We start from the raw sequence: 18,582 nt of genomic DNA, 5'->3' as shown, positions 1-18,582 counted from the left end.
AATGATGGCTCATAATAGTGAACGGTTTATAATAAACAATGCAAAGGCGATGCCAAAAAAATGCTTACAATGGCGCGGCGTCCACAGAAAAAAGCCTGCAGTTTCTTTCATGCCGTGACAATTATTGCATGCTATTTTTTTCATTGCCGAAATGGATGTCACCATTCTTGGGCATTCGATTACGTTTTTTCACACAATCCCATGTTTCTCCAACTTATAATACAGGTTTCGCACGGAAATTCCTAGCGCGCGAGCCGCGGCGGTTTTATTCCCCCGATGCTCGGCCAAAGCTGCTTTCAACTCTTTTTGTTCATAAGCGGCCATTCGCTCGGCTAAACTCCCACTCTGTTTTCCATATTCATGAAGCGAGGGTTTGTAGGTACGGTCCTCGCTTGACAAAGGGGGCAAGTGTTCCGCTGTCAGCTCCTGCTCGGGATAGTTCATATGAATAACCGCCCGCCCAAGAATGTTTTCCAGTTCACGCACATTTCCCGGCCACTCGTAAGCGAGCAACTGTTGCATCGCCTGATCCGTTATCGTTAATACCGACCGGCCATACGTCTGATTGATTTTATGTAACAAATAATGGCATAACTCATGAATATCTCCCCGTCTGTCCTGTAAAGAAGGGATAAAAATCGGCATTTTGTTCAACCGATAAAATAAATCTTCGCGAAAATCCCCCCGCCGGATGGCTTCTTCGATATGAATGTTTGTAGCGGCAATGATGCGAACATTCACCGCTATGGATGTCGTCCCTCCCACACGTACGATTTCTTTCTCTTGGAGGACACGCAAAAGTTTCACTTGTGTTTCTTTCGGCACTTCCCCAATTTCATCGAGAAAAATGCTGCCATCGTGGGCTTCTTCAAATAACCCTCGCTTCCCTCCCCGTTTCGCTCCCGTAAATGCACCTTCTTCATATCCAAATAATTCACTTTCCAGCAATGCCGGGGACAAGGCCGAACAGTTCACGCGAATAAAAGGGTGATAGCGACGCCCGCTCTCATTGTGAATGGCGTGGGCAAATAGTTCTTTTCCTGTTCCGGATTGGCCGCGAAGCAACACATCGACCGGTGTTTGAGCGCTTTTAAACGCTTGTTCCTTGGCGAATGCAAGCGCGGGGGAAGAGCCGATAATATCGTCGAACGAATATTTTGCTTCCAATCGCCGAATCCGTTGCTTCGCCTTTTCCAATTCCTTGGTTAACGCGCGAATTTCAGAGACATCATGAAGGATGCCGACGCTCCCTTTCAGCTCCCCATTTACGAGCAGCGGTGCCACGTTCACGATCACATCTTTCTTATGAGGCCCCACTTTCATTTGCGTCCCTCGAATCGGCATTCGCGTATGCAACGCGCGCATATGCATGCTTTCGCCTTCAGAAATGTCTGCTGTCGCCGGTTTGCCGATCACATCTTGTTCGTTTAACCCTGTCAAACGAGAGTACGCAGGATTAATCATCAGTCCTTGTCCATCCTCGTTTACAACCGAAATGGCCTCGTCAGAAGAATGGATAATGGCCTGCAGCAACTGTTGCACACTTTCCAAATCCGTGACTTTTGTAGCCATATCTACCATATCCGTAACATCCTGAAACACAGCCAACGCGCCGACAAAGTTGTCATTGATCCACAGCGGGATCCGTGTGGTGACAATTTGGCGTCCATTGGCAAACGTCTGTTTTTGATTGGATTCCATTGTACGTGTTTTTAAAATTCGCGGAAGCTTACTTTCCGGCATGACCGAGTGAATCAAATGTCCGATCGCTTCTTCACGATTAATCTCGGTCATTCGTGCAGCTGCTTGATTAAAAAGAAGAACCTTTCCATTATTATCAATCGCGATCATTCCATCATGTGTGGACTGAAAAACCGTATAATGCAATCGTTCCTGATGACTAAGCTCGGTAATCAATTCATCTTTTCCGACGAGCAATTGATAGAGCAAATGACAAACATGGGCGGGAACGACAGCCGTTTGTACCCCTATGTGTCTTTGCAATTCGGTGAGTGCCGAATCATCCCCCGTTGCTTCGAAAACAATGTCCGGTGCCGGTAACAATTCTTCATATAATGTAAACGCATTGCGGCTCGTTTTCAAACCATGAGCTTGAGCGATGCGCATCCCCTCTGCTTCCGGATTAAGATCGGCCAAACCGACCACTTCCATATAATCGAGGCCATTCAACTTCCCGAGCAACGCTGTGCCCCCTTTGCCGCCCCCGACGATCATTGCCCGCTTCAACCTTCCCACCCCAATCGAAAAGGATTCCTCCTTTTACTATCCTTGATTTTTTCGTGACATGCAAGGAAAAAATGGGACACTGGCGTCAAACATGTTAAACTAAAGAGAGCAATCAGCGATCCATACTGAGAAAAGAGAGGATAAACAATGCGGCTCGTTGCGCTTATTATATTATTGATCCCTGTATTTTTCGCCGGCTTGGGCATAAAGTGGATGCGGGATGTGCTATTCTCCATTCTTCATGATCCGTTCCCTAACTACGCGCTCCAATTCACGGGCGGACTTGTGCTTTTCATCGCCGGATTAGCGTTTATCGGCGGTTTCATTTTTCATCGCGATCGTAAAAACAACAAAGTTTCCCCACGTTTTCGTTAGAAAGCTTGGCTTTTCGCCAAGCTTTTATGGCGTGGGGTTAATTTTTAAAGCCATCCATCAACACTTGATATCGTCCCGGCCAATCGAGGCGATAACCGTTGATGGCCGGCCGTTCGAATAATTTTGCCACCCCTTTCACATCAACGATTTCCGAACCAAACCACAGTTGCATGAGCTCGCCCCGCCAATTTCCACCTTTCCTCGCGCTTTCGCTTCTTTCATACTTTTAGCGCCGCCAAGCATAAAAATTGTTCCGTTACTAACAGAACGCGCTCGCTGTCTCTTCAAATCCTGCAAACCACTCGCACGTTGTATACGTTAATTGTAACTGGTGCAACCTAACGATAGAGGCTTGATCATTGCCTTCATGGCTTAACGGAACGATGAGACGGGCACCTTCCGCGAGATCTTCTCTCTGGGCGCGCTTGATCGGGATGGAAACCCATTTTCCTCGCAGTATGACACGCTCGGTCAAGCACGATAATAAATGTGGGTTAATTTTTTTAAATAGCGTTTTACGACGACAAGCGCACGTTCATCGTCGTTTGTCGGAGTAATGATAAAAAGAGGGCTGCGGCCTGTTGCTGTTGCGGCGGCTTTTGCCATTAAGGTTAAAAATACGTCCAGCTGCGCCTCGGCTGCTTGCAAGGAGGTTTTAAAGATTTACGATCACTTTAATGCCTTTTTTCAATAATTGTTGCATATGATATTCCGAAAGATCTTCCAAATTAATCTTCCCTATGTGCGAAGCCTTCACATCAAATTCCAAATGATGAAGCTTTCCTTCTGTCGCCCCTATCTTCATCTTTTTGCCCCTTTACCACTGCTTCCCATTAGTATGCCCAAAACGCAGATGCTCTAAAAAACGTGTATTTAATATTAAAATTTGCATTTTACTTATTTTTTTGATAAGATAGAAATTATAACAGATTAGGCGTCCGATACGGTTGCGCCGTCCGTTATTATTTCCTAGGGAGACGCCTGCATTTGGCCATGTCGGTGTCGGGGAGTGTCCGCCTTGTGCGGGCACTCTTTTTTTCACAAAAAACCTCCCACATTCCGGACGTATCTCCGATCCATGGGAGGAGGCATATAAAACGCTTAGCTCACTTTATGTTCAATCCGCAGCTTATCAGCGACCATCGCGATGAATTCCGAATTAGTGGGTTTCGCTTTTGACATGCTTACCGTGTATCCAAAGTAATGGGAGATGGAGTCGATATTCCCGCGGCTCCAGGCAACTTCTATCGCGTGCCGGATCGCCCTTTCTACGCGACTGGCCGTTGTATTGTATTTCTTGGCAATGTCCGGGTATAATTCTTTCGTGATCGAACCAAGCAATTCAATATTATTATACACCATTGTAATCGCTTCCCTCATATACATATAGCCTTTAATATGTGCCGGAACACCAATTTCATGTATAATGCCGGTTATCCGCTGATCCAGATTGATGCTTGGTTGTTTCACGTTGCCCAGCTCTTTGCTTTGCACGGATACGGCTTGCGGGGCGGGTTGGCCGCTTAAATCCCTTATCGTATCAATAAGCATGTCCATATCAAACGGCTTTAACACGTAATAAGCAACACCTTGATTCACCGCCTTTTTCGTCACATCTTCCTGGCCAAACGCGGTTAACATTAAAACTTTAGGCGATTTTTCCGGACTATTGTTTTGTAATCGGTCCAAAACGGCGAGGCCGTCAAGATATGGCATAATGATATCAAGAATAAGTACGTCCGGTTGCGTTTCCTCTACAACCTGCAGGCAGTCTCTGCCATTGTAAGCAACACCCGAAACTTCCATATCTTCTTGCAAGGATACATATTCCTCCACCATTTGTACTAAATCACGATTATCATCTGCAATACAAACTTTGATCGGTTCCAATTCATTTAGCCTCCTTCAAAAATGACTTGTCCTAAGCCCTCATAGTTGATTATCCATAATTTGAAATTAAAATCAATCAAATAACTGAATTTACTTTATTATCTATAATAATCCGTCAAAATTCTTGGTAAAAAGAACCGTTATGACACTCTTTTGTCGAAAAATCTTTACGGTTTTGCAGAGGCAAATTATAAAAACTTGGCTTCCACCAAGTCTTTATAGTGGAAGCCTAAGTTTATCTTATACTTTAATCCTTTAACAAGTTAAACATTCTTAAAGTGTAAAAAAGGCAGCTGAATTAGCTTGCCTTTCTTTCTTCTCCCATATCCGTATCGATTCCGGCTTCATCCAGCATCCATTCGATATGGGAACCATACCCTGTGGCGGCGTCGTTAACAAATACATGGGTAACAGCACCGATGATTTTATCATTTTGAATGATCGGACTGCCGCTCATTCCTTGCACAATGCCCCCGGTCTTATCAAGGAGACGGTCATCGGTGACTTTTAAGACCATTCCCTTTGTCGCTGCGTGTTTTTGTGGTGATGAACGGATAACTTCAACATCAAACGCTTCAACTTCTTCATTTTCCACGACGGTTAAAATCTTTGCCGGTCCTTCTTCCACTTCTTCCGCGTATGCAATTGGCATCGGTTCCTGTCCTTCATTTTCCAAATCATGCCCTTCATTTAATTGCCCATAAATGCCGAACGTGTTGTTTTTTGTAATCGTTCCGAGCACATCCTGTTTATTGGCAATGGATGCTTGTTTCTCGCCGGGAATGCCGCTTTTCCCTCTTTCGATCGACTTCACGGATGAACGTGTGATCTCTCCTTCATGAATGGAAACCGGTTGTTTTGTATCCACATCGGAAATCACATGGCCCAATGCCCCATACTGCCCCGTGTCCGGATCAAAAAACGTCATCGTTCCCACACCGGCGGAGGAGTCACGAATGTACATCCCCAACTGCTGCGAGTCCTCGGAAGCAGTGACGCTTGGTTGCACGCTTTTTACTATTTTTTCTCCATTACGAATAAGTTCGATTTGAATGGTTTTCGGGTCATCCGGAGAATTTAATATGGACGTGACTTCCGTCAAATCTTCAACAGGCTGCTGATCAATCTTAACGATAATATCCCCTTTTTGAATGCCTGCCGCTTCCGCAGGCGATTGTTGCCCTTGTTCCGTATGAAGCGCATGGAAGCCGACGACCGTGACCCCTTGTGCGCTTAACCGTACTCCGACGGATTGCCCTCCCGGGATGACCTCGATTCTTGGCTCTTTGTTTTTCGTTATATTTTTGATCGGTGTGGAACCTGCCGTTACCTGAATGGCATCTTCTTTTTGATCTTCTACCGAAAACATGGAAGGCACTTTGTTTTCGAAGCTCACCAAAGCGGAAGTCTCCTCACCGGGTGTCATCGTCAGTTGGTCAGGAAGCTGTATCCACGATTGAACCGGCTGCAAAAAACCTAAACTCATCACAGCGATGAGTAAGATTGCGCCTAACATTTTTCTTTTTCTGTCGGATTTCACCCTCGCTCACTCCTCACTCCCGCCCGCACATCGCGTTTGTTACTTATAATGTTGCCTTGCGGGAGTCGGATTATAACTTACAGCAAATAAAAATGCCGACCTAAACTGGTCGGCATTGCGAATTCATGGCAGTATACAGTTGGCTTAACAGATCATGGTGTTGAAAAATTCAACAGTTCACGCGCATTTTCTCGCGTTGCCGCGGTTACCGCGCTCCCGGAAAGCATGCGTGCCACCTCATCAACACGGGCAGTATCGCCAAGTTCGGTAACCGTCGTGTGTACACGTCCTTTATTTTCTTCTTTGGCGATATGCATATGCGATGCTGCCAGTGCCGCAACTTGCGGCAGATGGGTGATGCAAAGCACTTGCGTTTCAGCGGCGGCGATCGCGGCGATTTTTTCGCCAATGGCTTGCGCGACCCGTCCGCTTACGCCTGTATCCACCTCATCAAAAATCAACGCCGTTCGCTGCGATGAATGTGACAATATTCGCTTTAGGGCGAGCATAATTCGGGAAATTTCGCCGCCTGACGCGATTTTTGCCAAAGCTTTTTCCGGCTCCCCGGCATTGGGCGACATGTAAAACTCCAGACGTTCTTGTCCATCTCTTGTAAATGCTTTTACCTGACCGTCGCTTTGTACTTCTTCGCCATGAATCGGAGGTTGAAAAGATACGGAAAATCGCGTTTTTTCCATAAACAGATCGGCCAATTCAAGTTCAACGGCTTCAGAAAGCATTTTGGCAGCTTCCTTCCTCCCCTTTGTAAGGGCATTGGCTGCAGAGAAAAGTTCAACGGCCTTTTCGTTTAATTTTTCTTCATAGTGACGAATGTGCTCATCCAAGTTTACAAGCGCTTCTTGCTCCCGGGCGATTTCATCGGCAAATGCCATTATTTCTGTAATCGAGCCCCCGTATTTACGTTTCAGTTGCTCGATTTCGGCCAAGCGGCTTTCGATTTGCTCCAATCGAGCCGGATCAAAGTCGAGTTGGTCAATGTGTTCCCGAATGGAATAAGAAGCTTCTTCAATCATATAAAAACTGGAATTCACTTGTTCGCTCGTTTGCATTAACGCCGGGTCTATTTCGCTAGCCTCTTTCAGGTGGCCTGCAGATTCTCTCACCCACTGCAACCCTTTTCCCTCGTCGTGCAAATACGTGTAGGCATATTGCAGAAGCTCGTAAAGCTTCTCTGCATGCGCCAATTTATAGCGTTCTTGTTCCAACTGCTCGTCTTCATCGGGATCGGATAATGCTGCCCGGGAAATTTCTTCCAGTTGGTATTGGATGAGGTCGAGTCGTTGGATGTTTTCGCGATCGCTGTTGCGTAAGCGTTGCAATTCACTTTTAATCGACAAATACGCATCATAGTGATCTTCATATTCGGATTTTAGCGCAAACAATGTCGAATTCGCGTAATTATCGACCATTCCGCTATGCTTGTCCATTTGCAACAATTCCTGATGTTCATGCTGCCCGTGAATATCCACGAGTGTCTGGCCAATTGACCTTAGCGTCGTCAACGTGACAAGATGCCCATTGACCCTGCAAACGCTCTTCCCTTTTCGGGAAATCTCTCTTCGTAACACGATCATTCCTTCTTCACATTCTATACCGGCAGATGACATACGTTCATAGGCCAGATGGTCGCTTGATACGATAAACAGACCTTCGATTTCTGCTTTCTTACTGTTATGGCGCACAAAATCGACAGAACCGCGACCGCCTGCCAACAAGCCGAGGGCATCGATAATGATCGATTTTCCTGCACCCGTTTCCCCGGTAAGCACCGTTAACCCCGACCCAAACGGGATCGTCAGTTCTTCGATGATCGCAAAATTACGAATCGTCAGTTCTTCAAGCAATCCTAACACCTTCTTTACAGCATTCCCAAGATCCGATCGGTAAGGGCGGGAGACTGTTTTGCTTGTTTACAAATAATGAGGATCGTATCGTCTCCACAAATCGTTCCCATTATATCTTCCCAATTTAGGTTATCGATCAATGCTCCAATCGCGTGCGCATTCCCTGGCAATGTTTTAAGCACGATTAAATGATCGGAGTAATCAATGCTCACAAAACTGTCGAAAAGATGTTTCTTCAGCTTTTCCTCGGGGTTAAAACGTCTATCTGCCGGGAGACTGTACTTATAGCGCCCGTCCTGAGTCAACACTTTTACGAGATGCAACTCCTTGATATCCCTGGAGACAGTTGCTTGGGTGACGTTAAACCCTGCTTCCTGTAATTGAAAAACGAGTTCTTCTTGCGTGTCTACTTCTTGTTCATTTATAATTTCACGGATTTTCACGTGACGTTTTCCCTTAGTCATTGAACCCACCCCATAGAAGTGTGCCGTTGCCTTTTATTATACCTGCAATTGTATAATTATGCTACTCAGAGAGAGGATTCACCGCTTTTGCAATGCATTCAACCGGGATAGGCTTTTCTTCCTTCGATTTCCGCAAATAAAGCAAATACTCGACATTTCCACCGCTGCCTGTAATCGGAGATACTTGCAACCCGGCGGGTTGCAAGTGGGAGATGACGCTTACTTTCATCACGGATTCAATCACCCGCGCATGAATCGATCGGTCGCGAACGATGCCCTTTTTGCCTACTTCTTCCCGCTCTGCTTCAAATTGTGGTTTTATCAATACACATGCTTCTCCATGTTCAGACAAAACGTCACTCATCTTCGGCAAAAGGTGTTTCAATGAAATGAAAGATACGTCACACACAGCAACAGCCGGGGTCCCGTGGACAAAATCCGACTGCTTTGCATACCTGAAATTCAGACGCTCTAACACATGGACACGGGGATCGGAACGCAACCCAAAGTCCAATTGATTATAGCCGACATCAACGGCATACACACTTTTTGCCCCGTGTTGAAGGGCGCAGTCGGTAAACCCTCCCGTAGAGGCGCCGACATCGAGCACGATTTTTTCTTTTATTTTAATCGGAAAGACTTGTAACGCCTTTTCGAGCTTGAGGCCGCCACGGCTCACGTATGGATGGATGTCGCCTTTCAGATAAAGCGGTAGTTCTGGGTCTACCTTCATCCCCGGTTTTTCTATTCGTTCTTTATCCGTATATACGAGGCCGGCCATAATCGACCGCCTCGCTTTTTCACGTGTAGAGAGTAACCCCTTCTCAACGAGTAAAACATCCGCTCGTTCTTTTTTCATGCGCGTTGTTTCTTCCTCGGCACCATTTCATCAATCGTTTTCGCGACTTCGTTCGCCGTGAGTCCCAGTTCTTCATACCAGTTGCTCGGGTTTCCGTGTTCGATATAGCGATCGGGTAAACCCATTCGCTTCACTTGCAAGCCAATATGGTTTTGATCGTTTAAATATTCGAGAACGGCACTTCCGAAGCCGCCTTTTAAAACCGCTTCTTCCATCGTTAAAATCGGAATGTTTTCATCGGCGATTTGATCAAGCTGTTTTTCATCCAATGGTTTCGCGGAATTGGCGTTCACGACACGAGTGGAAATCCCGCTTTTTTTCAACTGTGCGGCCGCTTCTTTCGCAATCGGCAACATCGTGCTGAACGCAAGGATAACAGCATCGTTTCCTTTTTGTTCCACCGGCCATTCGCCGACAGGCAAGGTTTTTAACTCCTCATCCATCTTAACGCCAAGTCCGTTCCCGCGCGGAAAACGAACGGCCATTGGCCCGTCATCATTAACGATAGCGGTATGAATCATGTGCTGCAACTCATTCTCATCTTTCGGGATGACGATCTTCATATTCGGCAAGTGTCTCAGATAAGCGATATCGAAGACGCCTTGATGCGTTTCCCCATCTCCGCCGACGAGTCCGGAACGGTCAATACCGAAAACAACGTTCAGATTTTGGCGGCAAACGTCATGAACGAGCTGATCATATCCCCGTTGTAAAAACGTCGAATACACACCGAACACAGGCTTCATTCCCTGGGTGGAAAGACCGGCAGCCATCGTTGTCGCGTGTTGTTCAGCGATCCCCACATCAAACATGCGTGCCGGGAATTTTTTTGCAAATTTATCGAGCTTCGTACCACCGGGCATCGCCGCTGTCAACGCGACAAGCCGATCGTCATTTTCCGCGATCTTCGCGAGTGTATCGCTAAACACGGCACTATACGCGGGCGGACCCGATTTCTTTATCATATCTCCGGACTCTATTTTGTATGGCCCGGGACCGTGCCAGGCACCGCTCGCGTCTTCTTCGGCAGGCTTGTACCCTTTCCCTTTCTTCGTAACCACATGCAAGAGCACAGGCCCTTTCGTACGCTTTGCATAGGTCAAGTTGCTATGGAGTTCGTCAAAGTTGTGGCCATCAATCGGGCCGAGGTACGTAAAGCCCATTTCCTCGAAAAATATACCGGAGACGAGCAAGTATTTAACGCTGCTTTTTAACCGATCGGCTGTTGCGCTTAATGCGCCGCCGAAAGCCGGGATTTTTTTGACAAAGTACTCAAGATCCTCTTTCGTTCTGCGGTAGCCGCCTGTCGTGCGCAAACGTCCCAACATGTTATGCATTGCACCGACATTTGGCGCAATGGACATTTCATTATCATTCAAAATAACGGTCAGATCCGTTTGTTCATGGCCAATATGGTTCATGGCTTCGAGTGCCATGCCCCCGGTTAGAGCCCCGTCCCCGATAACGGGAAGGACGTTGAAATCTTCGCCTTGCAAGTCCCGGGCTGTAGCCATGCCCATCGCTGCGGAAAGGGAGGTAGAACTATGGCCTGCTTCCCAAACGTCGTGTTCGCTTTCGTCTCGTTTCGCATATCCGCATAAACCTTGAAATTGCTTTAACGAATCAAATCGATTCGCCCGTCCCGTCAGGATTTTATGAACATATGTCTGATGCCCCACATCCCAAATGATTTTATCCTTCGGACTATCATAAAGTTTATGAAGCATAAGCGTTAACTCCACAACACCCAGATTTGGCCCCAAATGTCCGCCTGTAACGGATAGTTTTGAAATTAAGAACGAACGTATATCCTCGGCAAGCTCGTCCAATTGTTTGCGTGATAAACTTTTCAGGAACCCGGGATGCTGAATGGTTTCCAAATCCATGCGCAAACCCTCGCTTTCGTTTAAATCTGTTACTTTATTCAACCGTTTTTTATATCATAAACCAAGCAACCGATCGTTTACAAATCATCCTTTCGGACCTCGCTTGTCCTCCTTTATAATATGAAAAATTTGTACTGGATCGATGTGTGCTTCTATTTTACTTCTAACAAAGCAAAAATGCTACCTGTACGGCAGCACTTTATGAATTCGTAATATGATTTTCACCTTAACGATCTCTCTCTTCTATATAGGAGAGGACAGAAAAAAGATCGGGGGCGGGTACGGAAAGCGACCGCAACATATGCTCGGCCTTTTCCATATGACTGCGCAATTTACGCTTTGCCTCGCTAAGCGTAAGCAAACTCGGGTAAGTGCTTTTCCCATTGTTTTCGTCACTCCCCACCGGCTTTCCAATCGCTGATTCGTTCCCCTCGACATCGAGGATGTCATCTTTAATTTGAAAAGCGATGCCTACTTCTTCCGCGAATGGCTTAAGCAGTGATATGTCTTCTGGTGGCGCTCCCCCAATCACCCCTCCTGCTTCTGCGGCAAAACTCAAGATGGCGGCGGTTTTATGCCGATGGATCCATTCAAGCTCTGCGAGCGTCACCCCTCGGTTCTCAGCTTCCAAATCAGCGATCTGGCCTCCAACCATTCCAGTTGCGCCACTCGCTTCCGATAAGCGGCGGGTTAAATATAAGGCATCACGGGGAGACAGCTCTTGTTCGGTTATGTTTCCGAGCAAGGAAAAGCTCTCTGTTAAAAGTGCATCCCCGGCAAGGATCGCCAACGCTTCCCCATATACTTTATGATTGGTTGGTTTGCCTCGTCTCATATCGTCATTGTCCATGCTCGGCAAATCATCATGGATAAGCGAGTACGTGTGTACCATTTCAATGGCGGCTCCGAGTTTATACATTTCTCCGTTGACAGGCTTATAGCTGGCGGCAACCGCGATTAAAAGCAGGGGTCGAATCCGTTTCCCCCCCGTGTTTAATGAGTAAAGCATCGCTTCTTTTAACCGGGGCGGTGCCTCTAAAGCTTCTACGTGCACCTTTATCGTTTCCGTCAGAGGCGGAATGTGTGTTTCATTCAGTTGATCGAGTCTTTCTTTTGTCAATCCAAAACCAGATCCAGATGCGCGGAAGCCCACTTTTTTGGTACTTAATCGTAAAAAAATGGGAGGGAACGCAAAAGTCTGTTTCTCTCCTTTCACAATATCCCGCAAGCGTCTATGCAGACGCTCACCTTCCTTTTCCAATACTTTAAGCGTTAATTGCTCTGTTGATCTTCCAATTCCAACGGAACGCTTTCTCCCGTATCATTGACAATGCGGTCCATTTGCTTCTCGACGCTCTGCAATTGGTCATGGCAACGTTTGGATAGCTTCATTCCCGTTTGATACATCTCAATCGCTTTTTCCAACGGGACATCCCCTTCTTCGAGTTGCTGAATAATAGATTCAAGTTTTTTCATGTCCGCTTCAAATGTCTGTTTATCATCTGTCTCTTCGTTTCTTTCATCTTCCACCGGTTGCATCCCCCTTATCAGCTACAAATGTTTCAGTTCCTTTTTCCGTGACTTCTGCTTTCACATAACCATCTTGGAAATAAAGACGCAATTCATCTTCCAAATCAACGGCTTCAACGGTTTTTACCAACTGCTCATCCCTATACGCTACGGTGTATCCCCGTTTTAATGTTTCCATTGGATTAAGAAGGGTCAGTTTTTCCAATAAACGTTCATATCGGTTTGCCTTATCAGCCAACAACCGCTGAAAATTTCCTTCCAATTGCTTCGTATCCGTTTCAAGCAATTTCCTTTTCTGTTCGAGCAGATGCGTTGGCTTTAGCGAAGCAATACGCCGGCGCTGCTCATTCACTTGTTGTCTTTGCATTTGCATGCGCGTTTGCATGGCGCGATGCAATTGATCGAGATTTCGGTCGAGCTCTTGCTCCTTTTGCTTAAGCAATTGTTCCGGGTAACGAAACGCATAAGCATTCTTCATATAGGCCAATTTTTCTTTGCGGGCATTAATGATTTGTTGCATGATTTGTTGCAAGCGCGTTTTTTGAGTGGCAATTTTTTGTTGCCATTCGATGAGCGATGGAACAGCGATTTCGGCCGCGGCTGTCGGTGTAGCCGCCCGTATATCTGCAACGAAATCCATTAATGTGACATCCGTTTCATGGCCGACAGCGGAAATGAGCGGAGTGCTTAAAGCAGCGGCTGTACGGACGACCTGTTCATCGTTGAACGCCCACAGATCCTCGATTGACCCTCCCCCCCTTCCGGCAATTAAAACATCATTGCCATCTTCGTTCGCTTGCTTTAAAGCACGTACGATACCCGGGGCTGCTTCAGGACCTTGAACAGCGACCGGATAGAGGGAAATGGAAGCTTGAGGATATCTTCTCTTTACAGTCGTGTAAATGTCGCGGATAACGGCTCCGGTTTTTGAAGTGATCACCCCGATATGATCCGGAAAATTGGGAAGCGGCCGTTTTCTTGATGCGTGAAACAATCCTTCCGAATCCAGCTTCTTTTTCAATTGTTCATAGGCGAGATACAATTGCCCAATCCCATCCGGTTCCATCATCCGCACGTACAATTGGTATTGGCCATACGGCTCATACACAGATACATTGCCGCGCACAAGCACCTTCATCCCGCTTTCGGGCCGAAAGCGCAAGGCGCGATTGTTGCCGGCAAACATGACTGCCGACACTCGCGCCTTTTCATCTTTAATCGTGAAATACATATGGCCACGGCTGTGGTGCTTAAAGTTCGAGATTTCCCCACGTAAAAAAACGTCGTTCAAAAGCGGGCTTTTATCAATTAATCCTTTGATTTGCCTCGTCAGTTGGGTCACGGAAAGATAACGTTGCTCAGGATTCATCATCGAACATCGTTCCTCGGGCGGCTTCTACGGTATTATGTAAGAGCATGGTAATCGTCATCGGACCTACGCCACCGGGGACAGGGGTAATCCAACCTGCTTTTTCTTTGACGTCTTCAAACTGCACATCACCGGTCAGTTTCCCTGTGCTCTCCACGCGGTTCACGCCGACGTCAATCACTGCCGCACCTTCTTTAACATGGGCTTCGCCGATCATGCCCGCGCGTCCGGCAGCAGCGATGAGAATATCCGCTTGGCTTGTAACTGACGCCAAATCTTTCGTCTTCGAATGGCAATAGGTCACCGTGGCATCTTCATTCAACAAAAGCTGCCCAACGGGTCTGCCTACGAGTTGGCTCCTGCCAACGACGACCGCGCGTTTGCCTCTCGGCTCTACGCCACTAATTTCCAACATCTTCATGATTCCTAGCGGCGTGCAAGGCGTAAATGCTTTTTTCCCTGTCAATAACCGCCCGACATTGACCGGATGAAAGCCATCCACATCTTTGTTTACGGCAATTCTTTCGATAACGGCGTTTTCGGATATATGTTCCGGCAACGGCAACTGCACTAGAATACCGTGGACACTGCTGTCTTCATTGAACGCATCGATTTCAGCCAGCAATTCATCTTCCCGCAATGACGAAGGATGGTGCTTGACAATCGAGTGAATGCCTGCTGCTTTACAGGCCTTTTCCTTCCCTCGCACGTAACTGTGCGAAGCAGGGTCATCCCCGACCAGAATAACTGCAAGCGATGGCGTCACTTTTAACTCACGGACTTCGTCAGCCAATTCGCCTCGCAATTGTGTGGATAACTCTTTGCCGCTAATGATCTTTGCTGTCATACTCGTTCTTTGCCCCCAATTCACGCGCATTGCGTAAGTTCGATAACACTCCGTTGACAAATTTGCCTGCTTCATCCCCGCCAAATGCCTTCGCTGTATTAATCGCTTCATTAAGCGCTACATTTACGGGAATATCATCACAGTATTGCATTTCATAAACGGCCAGACGCATGACGGCCCGGTCAACATTGCCCACTCTCTCCAAAGCCCAATGTTCCAACTGCCTTGCAATTTGTTCATCGATCTCCAGGAGCGTCCCGAGAACGCCGGGAATCACGTCAAAAAGATAATCGTCTGCTTCTTCCTCATCTTCCATTGAGGCTTGGAGAGCCTGTTTCCATTCGGTTCCTGTCATCTCAACCTGGTACAATGCTTGTACCGCCCGTATTCGTGCCAATCTTCGATTCATATCTCGATACCTCGACTTGTCTTCGGATCCATCAATCGGCCGTTTGTTCCAATTGCCCTTGTTGTTCTTCCGGTTGTTCGAAATAAATGCCCACGACGTGTACATTAATTTTGTCCATCGCGATGGAGGTCATTGTTTCCAACGCTTGTTGAATGTTTCGTTGCACTTGGTTGGCAACATCAGGGACAGAGATTCCGTAGTAGGCAACAATCGAAACATCAATGACGACACCCTCGTCCCCGAGCTCTACTTTCACACCTTTTCCGTGGTTTTTTCTTCCAAAACGTTCGGCAACATCCGTCGCCAAATTCCCGCGTAAAGCTGCAATGCCATCCACTTCAGATGTGGCAAGCCCGGCAATTACTTCAATCACTTCCGGGGATATTTCCACCTTGCCCAAATCGTTTTCCTGTTCCTCGATATCAAGCATTTGATATTCGTTCATTTTTGTCTTGCCCCCTTAGGATTGTTCCGTATCTTCTCCGGTTTCCCCGGCCCCCGGCTCTTCTCCTGCCTGTTCCGCTTGTTCCTCTGCTTCCCGTTCAGCTGCAAGCCTTTCCCGTTCTTCACGCAAACGATCCATTCTGTACTGGCGAAACACCGGAAACTCCGAAAGATTATCCGGGATTTTTTTATTTTCCAGCAAAATAATCTTTACCATGTTTTTATTTCTCGCCATATGGTAATGTTCCTCATACTCATTCTCTTTCGTAAACTTCTTAAGGTTTTCATAGTCGTCTTCTTGAATCGATACCGGGTACGGATTATCTTCAGAGGCCTCTTCTTCATACCCAACTTCAAATTCCACAATTTGTATATGGTCATTTTTTAAATTGCGGGTTTGTTCCAAAACGGCTTTGGCGCCTTCCGTCAAATCGTTCCATTCCATGTAAAAGAACCTCTCCTTAGTTAAGTACGGTGCATTTCTCCCGGTGATAAGCGCCCGTGATTCCAGAGGTCAGAGGTCGGAAAAAGCTTTTTTAGGAAGCGAACAATTCTCTTCCAACTTCCGGCCTCTGTAGTCTGATTTCCGGGAAAGCGGGTGACTAACACCCCGATTCGTTCCGACGCCCGGGACGGGCTAGTGCCGGCATTGCCACAGGACGTGGCGGTTTTAGGCGACTTCCTTATTCAGAGGCAAAGCCCCTCTGATGGCAGTTTCACTTTATATGGTTGATTATAGCACGTAGCGATGTTCATTTCATCCTTTGGACGAGGATTCTTGGTGACTTAGAAAAACTTGACTTATCGCCAAAGATGGCGAAAGTCAAAGTCTTTTCTTATACTATCACCCGAATAATTTATACATTCTGATAGTGTAAAAAAAGGACCCGATGGCGGATCCCGAAAACGTCAACCTGTTTCATTTTCATCAAAATGATACCCTACGGAAACCGGGCGTTCGCCTAACTCTTCGCTTGCTATCCGATTAATTTCCACGACTTCGGTTCTGGAAAGCTCTTCAGCCTCAACGAGAATTCGAACTTCATCGGCTTCACTCATGACGATCACATCGTTGTACCCTTGGGATTGGATTGTTTGCTCTAGCGCATGTTCTTGATCAGCAATTGATTGAAGCCTTTCCCGCTCTTCCTGCGCTTCATTTTTTTCTTCTGTCGTCGCATCGCTTGAAGCCAGCACATCCGTGTAATGTTCTCTCGTTTCGCTGCGATTTTCCTCGCGTTGAATTCGCAAGGCGCTGAACCAGTCACTGCTATCCGAGGCGTCTGCGGATACTTCTACATCTTCGCTTGTTTCTTCGTCGGAGGGTGCATCTTCATCAGCCGGAGGTTCCTCTTCTTCCTCTCCCTTGGCAGGCGCTTCTTCGGTACTTTCTTCAGGTTCGCCGTCTTCCTCCCATTCTTCTACGACGACGGCACTGTCAGGATTTTCTTCCAAAAATTGTTCCCATAGGTCGCCTTCAAATTCTTCCAAAGACTCTTCTTCATCACTGACAAGGGCCGTTTCGTGCTCCGCCGGACCATCAGGTGTGAAGAAGTAAACACCGAGAACCGCAACTAAACTTAGCATCGTCAACAGCCAAACCGTTTGTTTTTTCAAAACCAAATCACTCATCCTTTCTTTACTGTTTAGGCAATACGGATACGCGATGGGCGGGAACATCCAGTGTACGGGTGACAGCTTCAATCACGGATTCTTTATGGTCAAGCTCCTCTACACCTTCGGCTACGACAAGCACTCCGGTAACGTCCGGTTTCTCCGTACGAATAAGCAGAGGTTGCTCCGAATCTCCTTCTTGAATGAGGACGAGAGTTTCTTCGTCCGTCCCTTCCTCCAATGTTCGATTTCCGCCTTCCGTATCGGTCTCGTCCGTTATTTGTTCGCGGCTGGTTGTGTCTTTTTCATACACTTTGCTTTCAGAAGCTTCAAGGTTCACAACAATGTCAACGCCTGATACCCCGCTCATTGATTCGAGCGTTTCTTCCAATTGATTGGCATACGCATGCTCAAGCTCTGCAATATCTCCAAGGGGGTGCTGCTGACCCTCTGTGTCATTACTTGGAACGCCTGTTTCCTCCTGCTCCTCATTCACACCGGATGAGGAGGAAGGAGAACCCCCGGGCTGTTCCTCTTCATCACCTCCGCTCGTGCCTATAAACATAAATAGTATGCCAACGACAAGTAATCCGCCTAAATAATACCAACGAAATTTACGGGAGCCATCACCGGGCGGAAACCACTTGGAAAATGGTGGTTTTTTTTCTTCACTCATTCAGCCCCTCCTCCTCCAGGCTGACGTCAATACTGTCTTCATCGATTTCCCATACTTCAGCAAGACGTGCACGCACCTCCTCGGTCTCATGATCTTCTCCTAGCGGCGGGGAATCATCCGTTTCGGTTGTACGGTCCGTGGATATTTCTTCAACAGGTTGGACGGAAACCGTCTCAGTTTCCAGCTCGTCTATCTCTCCGACAACCAAAGCTACTTCCAACTCGGCATCCGAAGAAACTGCAATCTCTTTTATGCCAAGGTCGAACTCCTCTTCCAGCACCTGTTCAGCCTCACTGTCAAGACGAGCACCTACTTGTTCTGAAATATATGCATCATGACTGGCTTGTATTTCACTTTTCTTCTCATCTATAGCAATTTCCATTTCATCGACACCTTCCGTCACTTGAAAATCCCCCCAATCGAACCATGTCTCCGGTTCCCTATTCAGCAAATCAAACACCGGCTGCAAAATTAAAATCATCATAATTAAGCCAAGGATTAAATCCGCATACCGTTTCATCGTTGATGTCGGCAACAATAGTTCAAGAATGACAGCAATGAGCAAAA

General features: G+C 46.9%; 22 protein-coding genes. 1 reads left to right on the top strand and 21 read right to left on the bottom strand.

Annotated elements, in window-relative coordinates:
* Positions 1 to 189 precede the first annotated feature (189 nt).
* A complete protein-coding gene (locus HUG15_RS10470; protein WP_200128932.1) occupies positions 190 to 2,247 on the bottom strand; it encodes a sigma-54 interaction domain-containing protein in 2,058 nt (685 codons plus the stop codon).
* A gap of 147 nt (positions 2,248 to 2,394) precedes the next feature.
* Here HUG15_RS10470 and HUG15_RS10465 point away from each other — a divergent pair, with 147 nt between their 5' ends.
* Positions 2,395 to 2,622 carry a DUF2627 domain-containing protein gene (locus tag HUG15_RS10465; RefSeq protein WP_200128565.1) on the top strand — a complete coding sequence of 76 codons (228 nt, stop codon included), beginning with the start codon at positions 2,395 to 2,397 and terminating at the stop codon, positions 2,620 to 2,622.
* Positions 2,623 to 2,659: 37 nt separating this feature from the next.
* Here HUG15_RS10465 and HUG15_RS23360 read toward each other — a convergent pair whose 3' ends face one another.
* From HUG15_RS23360 to spoIIIAF, 20 genes are all read right to left on the bottom strand, one after another.
* Positions 2,660 to 2,794, bottom strand: coding sequence for a hypothetical protein (locus HUG15_RS23360; protein ID WP_281393613.1), 135 nt, complete (start codon positions 2,792 to 2,794; stop codon positions 2,660 to 2,662).
* Positions 2,795 to 3,093: 299 nt separating this feature from the next.
* On the bottom strand, positions 3,094 to 3,228 hold the full coding sequence (locus tag HUG15_RS23355) for a hypothetical protein (protein ID WP_281393612.1): 135 nt from the start codon (positions 3,226 to 3,228) through the stop codon (positions 3,094 to 3,096).
* A 49-nt stretch (positions 3,229 to 3,277) separates the two neighbouring features.
* Positions 3,278 to 3,427 (bottom strand): hypothetical protein, encoded by a 150-nt coding sequence (locus HUG15_RS10450; RefSeq protein ID WP_200128562.1) that lies wholly within the window; start codon positions 3,425 to 3,427, stop codon positions 3,278 to 3,280.
* Between the two features lie 12 nt (positions 3,428 to 3,439).
* The gene (locus tag HUG15_RS10445) at positions 3,440 to 3,664 is read right to left on the bottom strand and encodes a hypothetical protein (RefSeq protein ID WP_200128561.1); all 225 of its coding nucleotides are present in this window, start codon (positions 3,662 to 3,664) and stop codon (positions 3,440 to 3,442) included.
* A 59-nt stretch (positions 3,665 to 3,723) separates the two neighbouring features.
* Positions 3,724 to 4,512 carry a sporulation transcription factor Spo0A gene (spo0A, locus tag HUG15_RS10440; protein WP_200128560.1) on the bottom strand — a complete coding sequence of 263 codons (789 nt, stop codon included), beginning with the start codon at positions 4,510 to 4,512 and terminating at the stop codon, positions 3,724 to 3,726.
* Between the two features lie 298 nt (positions 4,513 to 4,810).
* Positions 4,811 to 6,052, bottom strand: coding sequence for a SpoIVB peptidase (gene spoIVB / locus HUG15_RS10435; RefSeq protein ID WP_246516587.1), 1,242 nt, complete (start codon positions 6,050 to 6,052; stop codon positions 4,811 to 4,813).
* Positions 6,053 to 6,204: 152 nt separating this feature from the next.
* Complete coding sequence (gene recN / locus HUG15_RS10430) at positions 6,205 to 7,917, bottom strand: DNA repair protein RecN (protein ID WP_200128559.1); 1,713 nt, start codon at positions 7,915 to 7,917, stop codon at positions 6,205 to 6,207.
* 14 nt (positions 7,918 to 7,931) lie between these two features.
* Entirely contained in the window at positions 7,932 to 8,381 is a 450-nt protein-coding gene (gene ahrC, locus HUG15_RS10425) for a transcriptional regulator AhrC/ArgR (protein WP_200128558.1), read from the bottom strand.
* A 61-nt stretch (positions 8,382 to 8,442) separates the two neighbouring features.
* Positions 8,443 to 9,240 (bottom strand): TlyA family RNA methyltransferase, encoded by a 798-nt coding sequence (locus HUG15_RS10420; protein ID WP_200128557.1) that lies wholly within the window; start codon positions 9,238 to 9,240, stop codon positions 8,443 to 8,445.
* A complete protein-coding gene (gene dxs, locus HUG15_RS10415; RefSeq protein ID WP_200128930.1) occupies positions 9,237 to 11,126 on the bottom strand; it encodes a 1-deoxy-D-xylulose-5-phosphate synthase in 1,890 nt (629 codons plus the stop codon). The genes HUG15_RS10420 and dxs overlap by 4 nt, the downstream gene beginning before the upstream one ends.
* A gap of 226 nt (positions 11,127 to 11,352) precedes the next feature.
* A complete protein-coding gene (locus HUG15_RS10410) occupies positions 11,353 to 12,246 on the bottom strand; it encodes a polyprenyl synthetase family protein (protein WP_246516586.1) in 894 nt (297 codons plus the stop codon).
* A gap of 152 nt (positions 12,247 to 12,398) precedes the next feature.
* Positions 12,399 to 12,602 (bottom strand): exodeoxyribonuclease VII small subunit, encoded by a 204-nt coding sequence (xseB, locus tag HUG15_RS10405; protein ID WP_246516635.1) that lies wholly within the window; start codon positions 12,600 to 12,602, stop codon positions 12,399 to 12,401.
* Between the two features lie 43 nt (positions 12,603 to 12,645).
* Positions 12,646 to 14,025, bottom strand: coding sequence for an exodeoxyribonuclease VII large subunit (gene xseA, locus HUG15_RS10400; protein WP_246516585.1), 1,380 nt, complete (start codon positions 14,023 to 14,025; stop codon positions 12,646 to 12,648).
* Entirely contained in the window at positions 14,015 to 14,872 is an 858-nt protein-coding gene (gene folD / locus HUG15_RS10395) for a bifunctional methylenetetrahydrofolate dehydrogenase/methenyltetrahydrofolate cyclohydrolase FolD (protein ID WP_200128554.1), read from the bottom strand. The genes xseA and folD overlap by 11 nt, the downstream gene beginning before the upstream one ends.
* The gene (gene nusB / locus HUG15_RS10390; protein ID WP_200128553.1) at positions 14,853 to 15,281 is read right to left on the bottom strand and encodes a transcription antitermination factor NusB; all 429 of its coding nucleotides are present in this window, start codon (positions 15,279 to 15,281) and stop codon (positions 14,853 to 14,855) included. The genes folD and nusB overlap by 20 nt, the downstream gene beginning before the upstream one ends.
* 31 nt (positions 15,282 to 15,312) lie before the next feature.
* Entirely contained in the window at positions 15,313 to 15,726 is a 414-nt protein-coding gene (locus tag HUG15_RS10385; protein ID WP_200128552.1) for an Asp23/Gls24 family envelope stress response protein, read from the bottom strand.
* 15 nt (positions 15,727 to 15,741) lie between these two features.
* A complete protein-coding gene (locus HUG15_RS10380) occupies positions 15,742 to 16,170 on the bottom strand; it encodes a hypothetical protein (protein WP_246516584.1) in 429 nt (142 codons plus the stop codon).
* A 464-nt stretch (positions 16,171 to 16,634) separates the two neighbouring features.
* Positions 16,635 to 17,348: a SpoIIIAH-like family protein gene (locus tag HUG15_RS10375; RefSeq protein WP_211202373.1), complete on the bottom strand. Its 714-nt coding sequence runs from the start codon at positions 17,346 to 17,348 to the stop codon at positions 16,635 to 16,637.
* A 16-nt stretch (positions 17,349 to 17,364) separates the two neighbouring features.
* Positions 17,365 to 18,015, bottom strand: coding sequence for a stage III sporulation protein AG (spoIIIAG, locus tag HUG15_RS10370; RefSeq protein WP_200128550.1), 651 nt, complete (start codon positions 18,013 to 18,015; stop codon positions 17,365 to 17,367).
* A complete protein-coding gene (gene spoIIIAF / locus HUG15_RS10365; RefSeq protein WP_200128549.1) occupies positions 18,008 to 18,580 on the bottom strand; it encodes a stage III sporulation protein AF in 573 nt (190 codons plus the stop codon). The genes spoIIIAG and spoIIIAF overlap by 8 nt, the downstream gene beginning before the upstream one ends.
* Positions 18,581 to 18,582 lie beyond the last annotated feature (2 nt).

The organism is Salicibibacter cibarius, assembly GCF_016495725.1.
Lineage (GTDB): Bacteria > Bacillota > Bacilli > Bacillales > Marinococcaceae > Salicibibacter > Salicibibacter cibarius.
This window is presented reverse-complemented; position numbering and strand designations above follow the sequence as displayed.